The organism is Arthrobacter livingstonensis, assembly GCF_003219815.1.
GTDB classification, from domain to species: Bacteria; Actinomycetota; Actinomycetes; order Actinomycetales; family Micrococcaceae; genus Specibacter; species Specibacter livingstonensis.
This window is the reverse complement of record NZ_QJVD01000014.1, coordinates 116,648-132,268: the sequence shown is the minus strand read 5'-3', so window position 1 is coordinate 132,268 and position 15,621 is coordinate 116,648. Positions and strand designations below refer to the sequence as shown.

Here is a 15,621-nt window from a genome sequence, read left to right as displayed (position 1 = left end):
AGGCCGCGGCCAAGTACGACCTCCACAACATCAACGCAGGAACCACCGGCAACACCGGCGGCGACAGCTAACCCCCAACCACACCCGACCTCGCAAGCTCGCCCCGGGACCCACGCGACCGTGGCCCCACCCAGCCACACCCGAACGGGCAGTTAATGACAACGTTGCACCCCAACACCGTCATTGGCTGCCCGTTCGGCACACCCGGAACAACAAGCGCCCCACCCCGGCAACGGTGCGTCAAAGAACTGCACGAAAACACCTTGGAAAGTGTGTTTTGCGGGCAGTTTCCGAGACACGATTGGAGGGCACTGCGGCGTGGCGATGGTTGTGGTGTTTACACAAATGGCGGCCTTGGGACGTAAAGGACATATCCTCGAGGAATGGCAGCTAAGAATTCCGGTGCGGCAGCCGTCCCTGCCGCTGTCTCCACACCGCCAAAGCAGGCACGGGGAACCAGGGGCAACTCCGAAACACTGGAGCGGCTGCGTGCCAATATTGGCCCGCTATCCACCACCATGCTGCGCGAACTTGAAAACACGCTGCCGTGGTACCGCCGCCTCAGCGCCGACGAGCGGTCATCGCTGGGACTCGTGGCCCAAAATGGCGTCGCCGCGTTTGTGTCATGGTACGAACACCCGTCGTCCCCCAGCTGGGTGCTCTCCGACGTCTTTGGCACCGCCCCAACGGAACTGACCCGATCCATCAGCCTGCAGCGGGCGCTGCAACTGATCCGCACCGTGGTGCAGGTGGTGGAGGACCGCGTGCCGGAACTCGCCGGTGCAGCCGGGCAGGTCGACCTCCGTGAAGCCGTGCTCCGGTATTCCCGCGAGGTTGCCTTTGCCGCCGCGGACGTCTATGCCCGTGCCGCGGAAAACCGCGGTGCCTGGGACACCCGGCTTGAGGCGCTGGCCGTGGACGGGATCCTGCGCGGGGAAAACCCCGATGCCCTGCAGTCCCGCATGTCCGCCTTGGGCTGGACGTCGCACAGCCGGTTCACCATCATGATCGGACCGGCCCCGGCGGAAGCCAACGCCACCTACCTGGCCACGCTGCGGCGCGCCGCCGGCCGCTTTGCCGCGGACGTCATGGTGGGCATCCAGGGCGACAAGCTGATCCTGGTGCTGGGAAATGTGGCCGATCCCGAAACCGCCTACGTGCGCCTGAGCGAACTCTTTGCCGAAGGTTCGGTAGTCTACGGGCCTCTGGCGGCCACCCTGACGGATGCCACGGCCTCCGCCCAGTCCGCCTTCGCCGGGATGGCGGCAGTCAGGGGCTGGACCACCGCCCCGCGGCCCGTTTCAGCGGACGACCTGTGGCCCGAACGGGTCATCGCCGGTGACGACTCCGCGCGCCGGGCGCTCTTGGCCAATATTTACCATCCCCTCGTTGCCGCTTCGAACGGGCTGCTGGAGACCCTGAACAGCTACCTGCAGCTCGGGCATTCGCTGGAAGCCGCGGCACGGGACCTGTTTGTCCACTCCAACACCGTCCGGTACCGGCTGCGCAGGGTCTGCGACGTCACCGGATGGGACCCGCTGGTCCCGCGCGAGGCATTTGTCCTCCAAACGGCGCTGGTGGTGGGGAGGCTGGCTGCACCCCCCAAGCAGGGTCCGGACCGTCCCGCGGCCCGCGGCTGACACACCGCCAAGCCGGCCGCCGCGCGGAGCGTTTCGGTGCGGGGGCTGGTACCCGTTATTGTAGACTTCCTACAAATCATTCCCATGAGCTTGGTGCACGCAAACACCGTGCAAATGCGCTGAAGTTTGGAAAGCTGGTTAATGTGCTTGCAATAGTCTGCCCTGGACAGGGTTCCCAAACGCCCGGTTTACTTTCGCCATGGCTTGAGCGCCCCGGCGTCGAGGAAAAATTGGCGTCCCTCAGCGAGGCTGCGGGCATTGACCTGATCGCCCACGGCACCACCTCGGATGCCGAAACCATCAAGGACACTGCCGTCGCCCAGCCGTTGATCGTGGCCGCCGGGCTGGTCGCCGCCGAGGCCCTGCTGGACGTCCCGCTGGAGAGCCTGTCAGTGGTTGTGGCCGGACACTCCGTCGGTGAAATAACCGCAGCGGCCCTGACAGGCACGCTGTCCAACCCGGACGCCATGGCGTTTGTGCGCGAACGCGCCAACAGGATGGCCGACGCCGCCGCGGCCACGCCCACCGGCATGGCCGCCGTCGTCGGAGGAGACCCCGAGCAGGTGCTGGCCGCCATCGCCGCCGCCGGGCTGGCACCGGCGAACATGAACTCCAAGGGCCAGACGGTTGCCGCGGGCACCATGGACCAGATCGCCGCCCTCGTGGCCGCCCCGCCGGCCAAGGCCCGTGTCATTCCGCTTCAGGTTGCCGGCGCCTTCCACACCCACCACATGGCCCCTGCCGTCTCCGCCCTGCAGGCACTGGCCCCGTCGCTGACCCCCCACACCCCCAAGGTGCCGTTGCTCTCCAACTACGACGGCGCCGTCGTACCTTCCGGGGAAGCGGCACTCGCCTCGCTGATCGCCCAGGTGTCACGGCCGGTCCGCTGGGACCTGTGCATGGAGACCATGACCGCCATGGGCGTGACGGGGCTCATTGAACTCACGCCGGCGGGGACCCTGGCGGGCCTGGCCAAGCGCGGCATGAGCGGGGTTGCTGCCGTTGCGGTAAAAACCCCCGCCGATTTGCAGGCCGCCACTGAACTGCTGGCCTACCACGCCCACGGAAAGAAGGACAATAAGTGAGCACGCCCACGCTGAAACAACACACCGCCCGCACTGGATCCCGGATTTGGGGCATTGGCGCCTTTCGTCCGGAGGTGATCGTCACGAACGAGGACGTTTGCCAGTGGATTGATTCCTCGGACGAATGGATCCGCCAACGCACCGGCATCATCACCCGCCACCGGGCGCCACGTGAGGTCTCCGTCGTGGACATGGCAGTCGGGGCAGGCGCCGAGGCCATCAGCAAGGCCGGGATCGAGGCATCCCAGATCGGCGCCGTGCTGGTGTCCACCGTGACCCACCCCTATGCCACCCCGTCAGCCGCGGCGCTCATCGCCGAGAAGCTCGGGGCGGCCCCGGCCCCGGCCTACGACATCTCCGCAGCCTGCGCCGGATACTGCTACGGCATTGCCCAGGCTGATGCGCTGGTGCGGGCCGGCACCGCCGAATACGTGCTGGTCATTGGCGTCGAAAAGCTCTCCGATGTCATCGACAACCACGAACGCACCATCTCCTTCCTCCTTGGCGACGGTGCCGGCGCCGTGATCATCGGCCCGTCCGACGAGCCGGGCATCGGTCCCAGCGTCTGGGGTTCGGACGGCAGCAAGTGGGACGCCATTGGCATGACCCACTCGCTGATGGACGTGCGCGATTTCAGCGAACATGCCATGAAGGCCGACGACGTCGAGTCAGCGGCCGCCGACGAGGCCCACGCAACCCTGTGGCCCACCCTGCGCCAGGACGGCCAGACCGTGTACCGGTGGGCCGTGTGGGAAATGGCGAAGATGGCCAAGAAGGCGCTCGACGAGGCCGGCATCACCGCTGGCGACCTCGGCGCGTTTGTCCCCCACCAGGCGAACATGCGCATCATCGACGAACTGGCCAAACAACTCAAACTGCCCGAGTATGTCCTGATCGCCCGCGACATTGCCGAGGCCGGAAACACGTCCGCGGCGTCCATCCCGCTGGCAACGCACCGGCTGCTGGCTGAGAATCCTGAGCTTTCCGGTAAACTTTCGCTTCAGATCGGCTTTGGCGCCGGCCTGGTGTTTGGCGCCCAAGTGGTGCGCCTCCCCTAGATTCAGATAGCACGGCAGGCCACAAACGTGGTTTGATCAACACTGCCTGAAAAGATCAAAGCCCTTGATCACCGCAAAAACAACAAAAGAAGGAGCCGTCAATGGCTAGCAACGAAGAAATCCTGGCCGGCTTGGCTGAAATCGTCAACGAAGAGACCGGCCTGGCCCCCGAGGCTGTAGAGCTGGAGAAGTCCTTCACGGACGACCTGGACATCGACTCAATCTCCATGATGACCATTGTGGTCAACGCCGAAGAGAAGTTCGACGTCAAGATCCCGGACGAGGAAGTCAAGAACCTCAAAACCGTTGGCGATGCCGTCAGCTTCATCGCCGGCGCACAGGCGTAACTTTTCGCCCCTGCTGCCCTGCCCCTAGTGCGACACAGGGCAAACGTGGGTGGCCGGCACATGGCGTGCCGGCCACCCACAGCTCTAATTGAGCCCGTCCCGCACCCTTTTCTTTTTTAGAGAGTTGAACCATGGCCCGCAAAGTAGTCATCACTGGACTCGGAGCAACCACGCCGATCGGCGGCGACGTCCCGACCACGTGGAGGAACGCGCTCAAGGGTGTCTCCGGCGCTCACACCCTCACTGATGAATGGGTGGAAAAGTACGACCTCCCCGTCCACTTCGCCGCCCGCGTGACCAACCCGGCCTCCGAGGTTCTTTCCCGCGTTGAAGCCAAGCGCATGGACCCTTCAACCCAGTTCGCCGTCGTGGCGGCCCGCGAAGCCTGGAAGGACTCCGGCATCGAAGAGATCGACCACGACCGCTTGGCCGTGGCTTTTGCCACCGGCATTGGCGGTGTCTGGACGCTGCTTGACGCGTGGGACACCCTCCGCGAAAAGGGTCCGCGCCGTGTGCTCCCCATGACGGTTCCCATGCTCATGCCCAACGGCCCCGCCGCAGCCGTCAGCCTCGACTTGGGCGCCCGCGCCGGCGCCCACACGCCGGTCTCCGCCTGCGCCTCAGGCACCGAGGCCATGCACATCGGATTGGAACTGATCCGCTCCGGCAAGGCCGACGTTGTCATGGCCGGTGGCGCCGAAGCCGCCATCCACCCCCTGCCGATGGCCGCGTTTGCCGCCATGCAGGCACTCTCCAAGCGCAACGACGACCCCGAACATGCCTCGCGCCCGTATGACGTCAACCGCGACGGCTTCGTCATGGGTGAAGGCGCCGGTGCTCTGGTTCTTGAGGCTGAGGAACACGCCCTGGCCCGCGGCGCCCGGATTTATGGTGAGTTGGCCGGCACCTCCGTCACAGCGGACGCCTACCACATCACCGCTCCCGACCCCCAGGGCCTGGGTGCCACCCGCGCCCTGAAGGCGGCATTGTTCGACGCGCGCGCGCAGGCCGAAGACGTGGTCCACGTCAATGCCCACGCCACGTCCACCCCCGTGGGCGACCGCCCCGAGTATGTGGCCCTGCGTGCCGCCCTGGGCGACCACGTGGCCAATGTGTGCGTATCCGCCACCAAGTCCCAGACAGGACACCTGTTGGGCGCTTCAGGGGCCGTTGAGTCGGTGCTGACGGTCCTGGCCGTCTACCACCGCCTGGCACCGGTCACCATCAACCTCGAAAACCAGGACCCGGAAATCCCGCTGGACGTTGTGACCGGGACCCCGCGGGAGCTGCCCGGGGGCCAGATCATGGCGCTGAACAATTCCTTCGGCTTTGGCGGGCACAACGCCGTTGTTGCCGTCCGCAGCACCGGCCCGAAGGTTGAATTGTCCTAGCCCTTCCCGCAGGACTTTTCCGGCCAGGCACGACGGCGGCGCCCACCTTTCGAGGGGGCGCCGCTTTGGCATTATGGTTGGGGATCACGACACCCCGCACCGCTGAAGTTCGAGATCACGCACCGTTGAAGTTCGAGATCACAACGCCCCGCACCATTGACCATTCGAGATCACAACGCCCCGCGTGGGAGTCGGCGGGTTCCCACCTCGAGGGAGTGAGACGGGTCAGCCGACGTGGTGAAGCCAGCGCACAGGGGCACCCGCCGCCGCGTGGCGGAACGGTTCCAGTTCCTCGTCCCACGCTTCACCCAGGGCCAAGGACAGCTCCTGGTATACGGCGGAGGGTTCGCCCTTGCCGGCTTCGTAGGCATAACGGATGCGGTCCTCGGAGACCATGATGTTGCCATGGACGTCCGTGACGGCATGGAAGATGCCCAGTTCCGGGGTGTGGGACCAGCGTGAGCCGTCGCAGCCAGGGCTGGGTTCCTCGGTGACCTCGTAGCGGACGTTGGCCCAGCCGCGCAGGGCGGACGCAAGGCGCGCGCCAGTGCCGGCGGGGCCGTGCCACACATACTCGGTACGCATGACATTGGGCGCCGCGGGCTGCGGAGTCCACTGCAGGCCCGTGCGCTGATCCATCACGCCGGCGATGGATGATTCAATATGCGGGCACATGACAGCCGGGGCTGAGTGCACAAACAAGACACCGCGCGTCAATACGACGTTCATTCCATCCTCCATTGCAGTAGGTGCGTCTTCCCCAACGACCTTCAATCGGATGGAACCTGTTGTTGCGCGGGGCCATAAGTGCCGACCCGGTATTGCCTAACCCTTATTCACCGAAGGTGGGCTGTGGCCGGTTTTTCAGCTCCGGCGCAACAGCTCCCTCTCATTGTGCCGTAGCGGGGCCAATTGCGCCACCGTAGGTCCAAAAGTGTTGCCACCGGGCCTCCTCCGTGCGTGATCCGCCGGCCGTGCATCGTGGCGATGGGTGCCGTGTCTCAGGCCCGCGGATGTGCCTGCCGGTAGCCCTCGCGGAGCCGCTCCACCGAAACGTGAGTGTACAACTGCGTGGTGGCCAGGGAGCTGTGGCCCAGGATCTCCTGAACTGCCCGCAGGTCCGCGCCGCCGTCCAGCAGGTGTGTCGCTGCCGAGTGCCGCAGCGTGTGCGGTCCTGTTGCGGAGGTGTCCCCCAGCGCCCCAAAGACGTGTCCGACGACGGTGCGCACCGTCCGTTGGTCGATCCGCCCCCCGCGTTTTCCCAGGAAAAGCGCCGGCCCGCTGCGGTCCGTGGCCAGCGCCGGGCGTCCGGTCGCCAGCCACCTTTCAGCGGCGGTGGCTGCCGGCACACCGTAGGGAACAACGCGTTCCTTGTTGCCCTTGCCCACCACGCCGAGCGTGCGCCGTTCCCTGTTGAGGCCGTCAACGTCGGTGCCGGTAAGTTCACCGACGCGAATGCCCGTCGCGTAGAGCAGTTCCACCATCGCGTGGTCGCGAAGTGCCAGAGGGTCGCCGCCCGCCGCAGCTTCCCGCAAGGCGGCCATGAGCCGCCGAATCTGCTGCTGCTGCAGGACTGCCGGGAGCGCGTGGTCCTGCTTCGGTGCCTTCAGCCTGAGTGCCGGGTCGACCTTCAATAGTTCTTCACGGAGGGCCCAGGCGGTAAAGCTGCGTGCCGTGGCAGTGCGCCGGGCCAGGGTGGAACGGGACATTCCGGCCTCGCTTTGATCGCCCAGCCAGCGGCGCAGCATGGACAAATCGAGTCCGTCGAGGGTGGTAACGCCCTCTGTGACCGCGTGGATCAGCAGGGCGTCAACATCTCCACGGTAGGCCCTGACCGTGTGCGGAGACCGTCCCCGTTCCGCGGCGAGGTATCGCTCAAAGCCGTGGGCTGCCCGGGCCAACGGTTCGGGCAGGCGTGTGCGTTCGTCATGGTCCACACCCCCACTGTGCGCTGTTCGCGTCCTCGGGGCAAGCTGACCCGCGGCCGCAGCCAATGGCCGGCACTGCCTACGGCCGGCACTTCCTGCCGCTGGCACTTCCTACGGCCGGCACTTCCTACGGCCGGCACTTCCTACGGCTGGCACTGCCTCAGCCACGGTGCCCGTGGCCGCCCAGTTAACGCAGCCGTCCGAGCAGCGGCAACATTGGAGTGCGCGGCGGAATGGGACGCAGCGGGACGCGGGCAGGTTCAGCCCACTGCCTCCCGGAACGCCTGCGCCATTTCTTCCGAATACGCCACCAGACCCACCGATTCCGGGAGATCCGGCCGGCCCTGGCCCGTTGCACGGCGTTCGGCATCCGCGAACCCGGCCATGGCTGCCGCGGCGACGTCCCGCCGAGACCAACCGTAGACTCCCCCTCCGATGGCCGGGAACGCCACTGACCGGGCCCCGACTTCGGCTGCCACCTCGCAGGACCGTGTGAAGCACCTTTCCAGTACGCCCCGTTCGACTTGTCCTGCGTGCCGGTTCGGACCTACGGTGTGGATCACCCAGCGGGCACGAAGGTGCCCGGCCCCGGTCGCCACAGCTTCCCCGGCGGGTAACCCATCGGGGTAGCGGGTGCGCCGCAGTTCCCGGCACTCGGCCAAAAGTTCCGGCCCGGCGGCTCGGTGGATGGCACCGTCCACACCTCCTCCACCCAGCAGCCCGGAATTTGCCGCGTTGACCACGGCGTCCACAGCCAGGGAAGTGATGTCCGCCTGCACAACGGTGATCTCCATGGCGCCCACGCTAGCAAATACGGCACATGTCCCAACAGAGCGGGCGCCCACTCAGCTGTTCCGCTTCCAGCCGTTGGCGAGCCGTTGGGCCAGGCCCAGCAACTCCAGCCGCCCCAGCCCGGCCAACACGGTCGCGGTCCCCAGCCCGGCCACGACACTGAGTTTGTCGACCGAAGTGGCCGAACGCAGCGGCAGTGCATCAAGCAGGAGGAGGTCCTCCACACCCAGTCCGTCGTGCAGGGCGGGCGCGGCCTCCTGTTCGATCGCCAGGTTGGAGCCGGCCACGCCCGCCAGTTCGGCAATGTCCGCCGCATCCGTGACGCACACCGCGGCCCCTTCCCGCAGCAGCCGGTGGCAGCCCGCTGAATTGGCTGAATACACGGAACCGGGGACAGCCCCAACCGAGCGGCTGAGCCCCTCGGCGTGGTGGGCCGTATTCAGCGCCCCCGAACGCCACCGCGCCTCCACCACCACCGTCACTTCAAACAGTGCAGCAATAAGGCGGTTCCGCTGCAAAAACCGGTAACGCGTGGGGTTGGTTCCCGGCGGGACCTCGGCCACAACGGCGCCCTGCTCGGTGATGGTGCGCAGCAGATCTTCATTGCCCGACGGGTAAAACCTGTCCACCCCGCCCGCCATGACGGCCAGTGTCGGCGGCTGTGCGACGGCGCCTTCCGCGGGAGGGACTCCGGTCCCGCCCGCGGAAGGAGCACCCCAATACGCGGGATCCTGCCTGGCCGCACCGAGCGCGCCGCGATGGGCGTTGGCATCGATTCCGTAGGCGCCGCCGCTGACCACGGTGAATCCGCGCTGGACCAGGGACGACGCGATTTCCCCCGTGACGTTGTCCCCGTAACTGGTGCTGTCGCGGGAACCCACAACGGCGATGCAACGCTTCTGTTCCGGAATGCGCAACACCCGGCCACGCAGCCACAGGGCAATGGGTTCGGCCAGCTGCAGGTCCGCCAGGGCTGGCGGCCACTGCGGGTCTTCCGGGATCAGCAGGCCGCCGCCAAATCGGTCCACAATCCCAAGATCGCGCTCAGGTGCCAGGTCCGCCAGTCGCGGCCGCCACCTGCCCAGCGCCTCGGCAAGACCCTGCCACCGGCCGGTGCCGGTTTCTGACAGGACCGCCGTCATTTCCTGTTCCAGCACGGCACTCGAGGCTGCGCCGCTGCGGATAAACGCGAGGGCATCCACGGGGCCCGCCACAGAAATCAAGGCCATGCCTGGCAGGTCCGAAGGTTCCATGAGCCGGGTCAATGCCGCCCGGGCCAAGCGGATGTCAGCATTGCCCGTCCCGGGCTCCACAGCATTGGTGTTCATAGTCCTTCTCCTCGTTGTCGCAGTGTCAGGGCCAGTCCCACGTCATCGGCGCAGGGCCGGGTGCGGCCCTGCAAGTCCGCCACGGTCCAGGCAAGGCGCAGCACACGGTCGTAGCCGCGGGCCGTGAGGTTGCCCGAGCCCATGGCCCGGTCCAACAGCGCGGTGTCCGTCTGGGCCAGGCGCAACGGTCCGCGGAGGATCCTGCCGGTCAGGTCGGCGTTGTGGACCAAGCCGAACGGGAGCAGCCGCTCCCGTGCGGTGTCCCGTGCCAGCTGTACGCGGGCTGCCACCTGGCCGGAGGTCTCCCGCGGTTCCGAATCGGAAAGCTGGGCCAGCTGTACGCGGTTGACCTGCAGCTGGATGTCGACACGGTCCAACAAGGGCCCCGACAGCCTGCCAAAGTAACGGCGCCGGGCCATCGGCGTGCATTCGCAACCGATCCCTTTGCCGGCGGCCTTCCCGCAGGGACAGGGGTTGGCCGCCAGAACCAGCTGGAAGCGCGCCGGGTAGGCCGCTGTTCCCGCCGATCTGTGCAGCACCAGTTCCCCGCTCTCCAGTGGCTGGCGCAATGCGTCCAAGACCCGCTTGTCGAATTCGGGTGCTTCGTCCAGGAACAACACGCCCCTGTGTGCCCGGGACGCAGCCCCCGGCCGTGGAATGCCGGTGCCTCCGCCAATGATGGAAGCCGTGCTGGCCGAATGGTGCGGGCGTTCGTAGGGCGGGCGCCGGATCAGCGCATTTACGCCGCGGCGCACGTGGTCCAGGGAATGGATGGCCGTCACCTCCAGTGCCTCCTCGTCGCTGAGCGCAGGCAACAGCCCCGGCAGGCGCTCGGCCAGCATGGTCTTTCCGGATCCGGGCGGGCCGACCATCATCAGGTGGTGTCCTCCGGCCGCGGCGATTTCCAGGGCCAGCCGGGCCTCGGCCTGGCCGGCCACCTCGGAAAGATCCGGCAGTGCCTGTCCTTGTGTCCCGCCTGCCTGTTCCGGCATCACCGCAGCCGCGGCGTGGCCGTCGGCAACGGCGAACACCAGGTCCTTTGGATCGGCGTCGAAGTCTGCCGCAACCTGGGCCAGCGAGCCGTAGCCACGTACCTTGGCACCGACCACCAGCTCCGCCTCCGCCAGGTTGGATTCGGCCACGACGATCTCCTGCCAACCGGCGTGCATGGCCGCCAGAACGGCGGGCAGCACGCCACGGACCGGGCGCAGGCGCCCGTCCAGGCCCAGCTCTGCAATGAAGACAGTCCCGCCGGTCCTGCGCACGTCACCGGCGGCTTCCAAGGCGGCCATGACGATCGCCAGGTCAAATCCCGAGCCCTTCTTGGGCAGCGAGGCGGGCACCAGGTTCACGGTGATCTTGCGCCGGCTCAGTGGAATGCCGGAATTGTGGGCTGCCGAACGGATGCGTTCCCGGGCCTCGTTCAGCGCAGCATCGGGGAGCCCGAGGAGCACGAAGTTCGGCAGCGTCTGCCCGATGTCGGCTTCTACTTCAATGACGTGGCCGTTGAGCCCGACCAGTGCCACCGCCAGCGCCCTGCCCATCCCCATTCAGGCCACACCCTTGAGGTGGTCGATGCTCGGCGCCGAACGGCCGTCCATGACGATGCCCACCGCGTCAATTCGCAGCCCACCCATGACATGGCGGTGCTCCCGCGCCCACATCACGGCCAGCGTGCGCAGCCGGTGCAGCTTCGCCGCCGTCACTGCCTCCAGCGGGTCCCCGTAGCGCCGGGACCGCCTCGTCTTGACCTCCACGATCACCAGCTCCGGCCCGTCAAGGGCCACCAGGTCAATCTCCCCGGCCGGACAGCGCCAGTTGCTGTCAATGACCCGAATCCCGAGGTCCTCCAGGTAGTCCGCCGCGACCTGTTCACCGGTCTGGCCCAACGCGTCCTTCGCTCTCATGGCAACCTCCACTGCCAGCGTGGCGGACAATCCGTGAGCGCGGCAGGGGCATGGCGCATAATGTGTACGGCTCCCCCGGCGCCACCCCCTGTGGAGGACTCATCACGCCCCCGCATCCCCCGGGCGCAGCCTGGTTACGGGATGGCGGATCCGGTGTCATTCGCTGCGGAATCACCTGAACCGTCAGCGAAACCGGATGCCATGAAAAGCTTATCCTTGACGGCCTGAAAACATCATTGATGCCCGGGACACCATTCCCCCGTGAGGCCTAATGGAGGGTGCCGGCCGGACAAACACGGCACCCTCCCGAAGCTGCAGCTGGATGATCTGCAACGCCGACCCATGGCACGCCGCGGCAATTTTTTGTCCACTCGGTCCAGCCTTACCCGGGCCGACGCGCACTTGTAGGCTGAAGCCAACGCGGCTAGCGTGGCATGCAATCGCATGTATATGAAGGGCGGCATTGATTTTGTGGAACTACATCGTTGATCGATGGGATCAAATCTGGTTCGGCTCCTGGCAGCACTTTTCGCTGGTCGTCCAGTCGCTCATCCTGGCCACAGTGGTGGCAATGGTCATAGCCTTTCTTGTCTACGGCAGCCCCAAGTTCAGCTCTGTGGCAAACGGGGTCTCCGCCGTCGGACTCACCATTCCCTCCTTTGCGTTAATCGGCATTCTGATCGTCCCCTTCGGGTTCGGCGTCACCCCGTCGGTGATTGTCGTAACATTCTTCGCGGTCCTGCCCATCCTGCGTAATGCAGTCGTGGGGCTTCAGGGGGTTGACCGGGCCGTTGTGGAATCGGCGCGGGGCATCGGCATGGGGCGCATCCGCACGATGCTGACCATTGAATTTCCACTGGCCTGGCCGATCATCCTGACCGGGGTGCGCATTTCCGCCCAGATGGTCATGGGAGTGGCCGCCGTGACTGCCTATGCCCTGGGACCCGGACTTGGCGGATTCATTTTCTCCGGTTTGTCCCGGCTGGGCGGCGCAAACGCCATCGAATCCGTATGGGTCGGCGTGGTGGGCGTCATCATTTTGGCGCTCATCCTTGATCTTCTTCTCGTCGGCCTCGGCCGCCTAACCATTCCGCGAGGTATCCGTGTCAAAAAATAGCAGCACCGCGACTGGTACTTCCGTCTCGAGCCGGATCCTGCTCGATGCGGTCACCAAACACTATCCGGGCCAAAGCAAACCCGCCGTGGACGGGATTACGCTCGAGATCCCCGCCGGCAAAATCGTCATGCTCGTCGGCCCATCGGGCTGCGGCAAGACGACGACGCTGAAGATGATCAACCGCTTGATAGAACCGACTGAAGGCCGCATCACGCTGGGAGATGAGGACGTCACCAACATTGACGGGGACCAGTTGCGACGCCGGATGGGCTACGTCATCCAGGCAGGCGGGCTGTTTCCGCACATGACCGTCGCGGCAAATATTGCGATCGTGCCAAAAATGCTCGGCTGGTCCAAAGAGAAGATCAAAAACCGGGTCGACGAACTCCTCGAGCTGGTCTCCCTCGAGCCGGCCATGTACCGCGACCGCTATCCGCGGGAACTCTCCGGGGGACAACAGCAGCGGGTGGGCGTTGCCCGTGCACTGGCGGCCGACCCCCCGGTACTCCTCATGGACGAACCCTTCGGCGCCGTGGACCCGATCACGCGCCAGCGGCTGCAGGATGAGCTGCTGCGAATCCAGGAAGAAGTACAAAAAACCATCGTCTTCGTCACCCACGACTTCGACGAAGCCGTGAAGCTGGGCGACTGGATTGTGGTCTTCTCCGAAGGCGCCCACATTGTCCAGTACGACACCCCGGAGAGGATCCTCAACGAACCGGCCAGCTCCTTCGTCGAGGACTTTATCGGGGCAGGGGCCGGGCTGAAGCAGCTGACGCTGAACCGGGTCCGAGACGTGGAACTGGCTGAAGCCGTTACCGGTTCCCCAGGGGAGATGGCCCAAGACGTGCTTGCGCGCGTCAAGGAGGCCGGAGATGGGCACGCCGTCATACTTGATGAGAACAGGCGGCCGCTCAGCTGGCCGTCCCGGCGCCAGCTGTCCCGCCTGGAGACAATCCCCGCAACGCCGGATGCCGCCATTCCCTTGGTCACCCAGGGATCAACCTTGAGCGATGCGCTCGATACGATGCTGGTCTCCAGCGCCGGTGCGGCGCTCGTCACGGACCGCCGCAGATCCTTCGTCGGCGTCATCACGGTCGAAGTCGTCATGGAAGCGATCACCCGCTCACGCAAGGCCTCGGCCATGGCCAACGACAACGATTCGCCCGTCGGCACCAACACGGGCACCATCGAGGTCCAGGGCGGCACCACATGAGTGACGTCCTGCGCCCCCAAGCCGCCGTCGGCACGGCGGCTTGGAAGGGTCTGGTCATCCAACCGGCCGTGATTGTGCTGATTCTGGCCGCGTTCGTGATCTGGCTGAAGCTGGGCAATTTGTCCGCGACCGAACGCGCAACACTAAACCCGGGTGACCTGCTGGCCTACACCGGCCAGCATCTTGCCCTGACGTTCGTCTCCTCAGCCATCGTGCTGGCCGGCGCCATTCCCCTCGGGGTGCTGCTGACCCGGCGCCCCTTCGTGAAGGTCAGCGGGGTCATCCTTGCCCTGGCCAATTTCGGCCAGGCCGCCCCGGCCATCGGGCTGGTTGTCCTGCTCGCCTTCTGGCTCGGATTCTCCTTCTGGTCCGCCGTCGTCGCCCTGGTCGTCTATGCGGCGCTTCCGGTGCTGCGGAACACCATGGTGGGCATCCAGGGCGTGGATGAACGCCTGGTCGAATCAGCCCGCGGCATGGGCATGAGCTCATTTTCGGTGCTCATGCGCGTGGAGCTGCCGCTCGCGGTCCCCGTGATGCTCTCGGGTATCCGCACCGCCCTCGTGCTGATCGTCGGATCGGCGACGCTTGCAACATTCATCGGTGCCGGCGGGCTCGGCCTGCTCATCACCACCGGAGTGAACTTGTTCCTGCCGCGAGTCCTGGTCTCCGGCGCCCTGCTGGTCGCATTGCTGGCGCTGCTCATCGACTGGCTCGGCCGCGTCGTTGAACACTATGCCCGTCCGAAGGGACTCCGATGAAAAACATCCGACGCACTCAACCACACAGCATTCGGCACCTGGCACTTCTTGGTGCGGCCATCGCCTGCGTGCTGAGCCTGGCCGGCTGCGGGCTTCAGCCGGCGACGGCGTTCGTCCCGGCGGTCGCGCCGGGGTCCATCAAGAACATCGACAACCTTCCCCCCGGAGCGTCCATCACCATCACCTCCAAAAACTACACGGAAGCCCTCATCCTCGGAAAAATGGCCGTTCTCGCCGCCAAGGCCGCCGGATTCAAGGTCACGGACAAGTCCAATGTCCCGGGCAGCGTGGCGGTGCGCAACCTCATGCTCAATGGCGGCGCCGACATGGTCTGGGACTACACCGGGACGGCATGGCTGACCTACCTGGGGCACAAGGCCGGAATCCCGGACCCGGCAAAACAGTACGCCGCCGTTCGGGATGAGGACAAGGACAACGGCCTTACCTGGCTGGCCCCCGCCGAGCTGGACAACACCTACGCCATGGCCGTGCGATCGGGCGCAGTGAGCAAACTCAACGGGATCACCTCGCTCTCGCAGATCAAGGACCTTCCAGTCAAGGAAAGGACGTTTTGCGTCGAGTCGGAATTCAATTCCCGGCCCGACGGCTTCAAGCCCATGCTCAAGACCTACGGCCTCACCCTGGGTGCCGCCAACGGCGTCCCACTCAGCAACGTCAAGATCCTGGACACCGGCACCGTCTATGAAGCCACCGCGCGTGGACTGTGCAACTTTGGCGAGGTCTTCACCACGGACGGCCGCATCCTTTCCCTCAACCTGAAGGTGATGAAGGACGACAAGAGCTTCTTTCCGGCGTACAACGTCGCACCGGTGCTGCGGACCGCCACGCTTGAGAAGTATCCGCAGCTCAAATCCATCTTCGGGCAGATCTCGTCAAAACTGACGAACGACGAACAACAGAAGTTGAACTTGAAAGTCGACGTCGATGGGCAGGAACCAGCCGACGTCGCCTTCAACTGGATGAAGGCCGAGGGACTCATCTCGTCGCCGTGACGGCGGCCGGTGAGAACGGAAGGGCGGCTGTTGGCCATGCG

Annotated in this window: 15 protein-coding genes; 9 read left to right on the top strand and 6 right to left on the bottom strand. The window is 65.8% G+C overall.

The window, feature by feature from the left end:
* The first annotated feature begins 383 nt into the window (after positions 1–383).
* The 5 genes from CVV68_RS13810 (at position 384) to fabF (ending at position 5,521) form a co-directional block, all read left to right on the top strand.
* A complete protein-coding gene (locus CVV68_RS13810; RefSeq protein ID WP_110501581.1) occupies positions 384–1,640 on the top strand; it encodes a PucR family transcriptional regulator in 1,257 nt (418 codons plus the stop codon).
* A 143-nt stretch (positions 1,641–1,783) separates the two neighbouring features.
* Positions 1,784–2,725, top strand: coding sequence for an ACP S-malonyltransferase (locus CVV68_RS13805; RefSeq protein ID WP_211320843.1), 942 nt, complete (start codon positions 1,784–1,786; stop codon positions 2,723–2,725).
* Positions 2,722–3,783 (top strand): beta-ketoacyl-ACP synthase III, encoded by a 1,062-nt coding sequence (locus CVV68_RS13800; protein WP_110501579.1) that lies wholly within the window; start codon positions 2,722–2,724, stop codon positions 3,781–3,783. The genes CVV68_RS13805 and CVV68_RS13800 overlap by 4 nt, the downstream gene beginning before the upstream one ends.
* A gap of 101 nt (positions 3,784–3,884) precedes the next feature.
* Positions 3,885–4,130, top strand: coding sequence for an acyl carrier protein (locus CVV68_RS13795; protein WP_044571151.1), 246 nt, complete (start codon positions 3,885–3,887; stop codon positions 4,128–4,130).
* A 131-nt stretch (positions 4,131–4,261) separates the two neighbouring features.
* Entirely contained in the window at positions 4,262–5,521 is a 1,260-nt protein-coding gene (fabF, locus tag CVV68_RS13790) for a beta-ketoacyl-ACP synthase II (RefSeq protein WP_110501578.1), read from the top strand.
* 225 nt (positions 5,522–5,746) lie between these two features.
* On the opposite strand, the gene CVV68_RS13785 is transcribed toward fabF, so the two are convergent.
* The 6 genes from CVV68_RS13785 to CVV68_RS13760 form a co-directional block, all read right to left on the bottom strand.
* Positions 5,747–6,250: a DUF3145 domain-containing protein gene (locus CVV68_RS13785; RefSeq protein ID WP_110501577.1), complete on the bottom strand. Its 504-nt coding sequence runs from the start codon at positions 6,248–6,250 to the stop codon at positions 5,747–5,749.
* A gap of 272 nt (positions 6,251–6,522) precedes the next feature.
* Entirely contained in the window at positions 6,523–7,458 is a 936-nt protein-coding gene (locus tag CVV68_RS13780) for a tyrosine recombinase XerC (RefSeq protein ID WP_110501576.1), read from the bottom strand.
* A 251-nt stretch (positions 7,459–7,709) separates the two neighbouring features.
* Positions 7,710–8,243: an O-acetyl-ADP-ribose deacetylase gene (locus tag CVV68_RS13775; RefSeq protein WP_110501599.1), complete on the bottom strand. Its 534-nt coding sequence runs from the start codon at positions 8,241–8,243 to the stop codon at positions 7,710–7,712.
* A 51-nt stretch (positions 8,244–8,294) separates the two neighbouring features.
* The gene (locus tag CVV68_RS13770) at positions 8,295–9,569 is read right to left on the bottom strand and encodes a DNA-processing protein DprA (protein WP_110501575.1); all 1,275 of its coding nucleotides are present in this window, start codon (positions 9,567–9,569) and stop codon (positions 8,295–8,297) included.
* Positions 9,566–11,119, bottom strand: a complete 1,554-nt coding sequence (locus CVV68_RS13765) for a YifB family Mg chelatase-like AAA ATPase (RefSeq protein ID WP_110501574.1) — start codon at positions 11,117–11,119, stop codon at positions 9,566–9,568. The genes CVV68_RS13770 and CVV68_RS13765 overlap by 4 nt, the downstream gene beginning before the upstream one ends.
* A complete protein-coding gene (locus tag CVV68_RS13760; RefSeq protein WP_110501598.1) occupies positions 11,120–11,476 on the bottom strand; it encodes a YraN family protein in 357 nt (118 codons plus the stop codon). It abuts the gene before it with no gap.
* Positions 11,477–11,945: 469 nt separating this feature from the next.
* On the opposite strand from CVV68_RS13760, the gene CVV68_RS13755 reads away from it, so the two are divergent.
* From CVV68_RS13755 to CVV68_RS13740, 4 genes are read left to right on the top strand one after another with little or no spacing between them, the layout of a single operon-like run.
* Positions 11,946–12,593, top strand: coding sequence for an ABC transporter permease (locus CVV68_RS13755; protein ID WP_110501597.1), 648 nt, complete (start codon positions 11,946–11,948; stop codon positions 12,591–12,593).
* Positions 12,580–13,809 carry an ATP-binding cassette domain-containing protein gene (locus CVV68_RS13750; protein WP_110501573.1) on the top strand — a complete coding sequence of 410 codons (1,230 nt, stop codon included), beginning with the start codon at positions 12,580–12,582 and terminating at the stop codon, positions 13,807–13,809. Before CVV68_RS13755 ends, CVV68_RS13750 begins: the two co-directional genes overlap by 14 nt.
* Positions 13,806–14,567: an ABC transporter permease gene (locus CVV68_RS13745; protein WP_110501572.1), complete on the top strand. Its 762-nt coding sequence runs from the start codon at positions 13,806–13,808 to the stop codon at positions 14,565–14,567. The genes CVV68_RS13750 and CVV68_RS13745 overlap by 4 nt, the downstream gene beginning before the upstream one ends.
* Positions 14,564–15,580, top strand: a complete 1,017-nt coding sequence (locus CVV68_RS13740; RefSeq protein ID WP_110501571.1) for a glycine betaine ABC transporter substrate-binding protein — start codon at positions 14,564–14,566, stop codon at positions 15,578–15,580. Before CVV68_RS13745 ends, CVV68_RS13740 begins: the two co-directional genes overlap by 4 nt.
* Positions 15,581–15,621: the final 41 nt, after the last annotated feature.

What these genes read in the sequence shown, in the direction of transcription:
- CVV68_RS13810 (WP_110501581.1), top strand. Translation starts at nt 384, where the DNA reads ATGGCAGCTAAGAATTCCGGTGCGGCAGCCGTCCCTGCCGCTGTCTCC.
- CVV68_RS13795 (WP_044571151.1), top strand. Translation starts at nt 3,885, where the DNA reads ATGGCTAGCAACGAAGAAATCCTGGCCGGCTTGGCTGAAATCGTCAAC.
- fabF (WP_110501578.1), top strand. Translation starts at nt 4,262, where the DNA reads ATGGCCCGCAAAGTAGTCATCACTGGACTCGGAGCAACCACGCCGATC.
- CVV68_RS13785 (WP_110501577.1), bottom strand. Translation starts at nt 6,250, where the DNA reads ATGAACGTCGTATTGACGCGCGGTGTCTTGTTTGTGCACTCAGCCCCG.
- CVV68_RS13775 (WP_110501599.1), bottom strand. Translation starts at nt 8,243, where the DNA reads ATGGAGATCACCGTTGTGCAGGCGGACATCACTTCCCTGGCTGTGGAC.
- CVV68_RS13770 (WP_110501575.1), bottom strand. Translation starts at nt 9,569, where the DNA reads ATGAACACCAATGCTGTGGAGCCCGGGACGGGCAATGCTGACATCCGC.
- CVV68_RS13765 (WP_110501574.1), bottom strand. Translation starts at nt 11,119, where the DNA reads ATGGGGATGGGCAGGGCGCTGGCGGTGGCACTGGTCGGGCTCAACGGC.
- CVV68_RS13760 (WP_110501598.1), bottom strand. Translation starts at nt 11,476, where the DNA reads ATGAGAGCGAAGGACGCGTTGGGCCAGACCGGTGAACAGGTCGCGGCG.
- CVV68_RS13745 (WP_110501572.1), top strand. Translation starts at nt 13,806, where the DNA reads ATGAGTGACGTCCTGCGCCCCCAAGCCGCCGTCGGCACGGCGGCTTGG.
- CVV68_RS13740 (WP_110501571.1), top strand. Translation starts at nt 14,564, where the DNA reads ATGAAAAACATCCGACGCACTCAACCACACAGCATTCGGCACCTGGCA.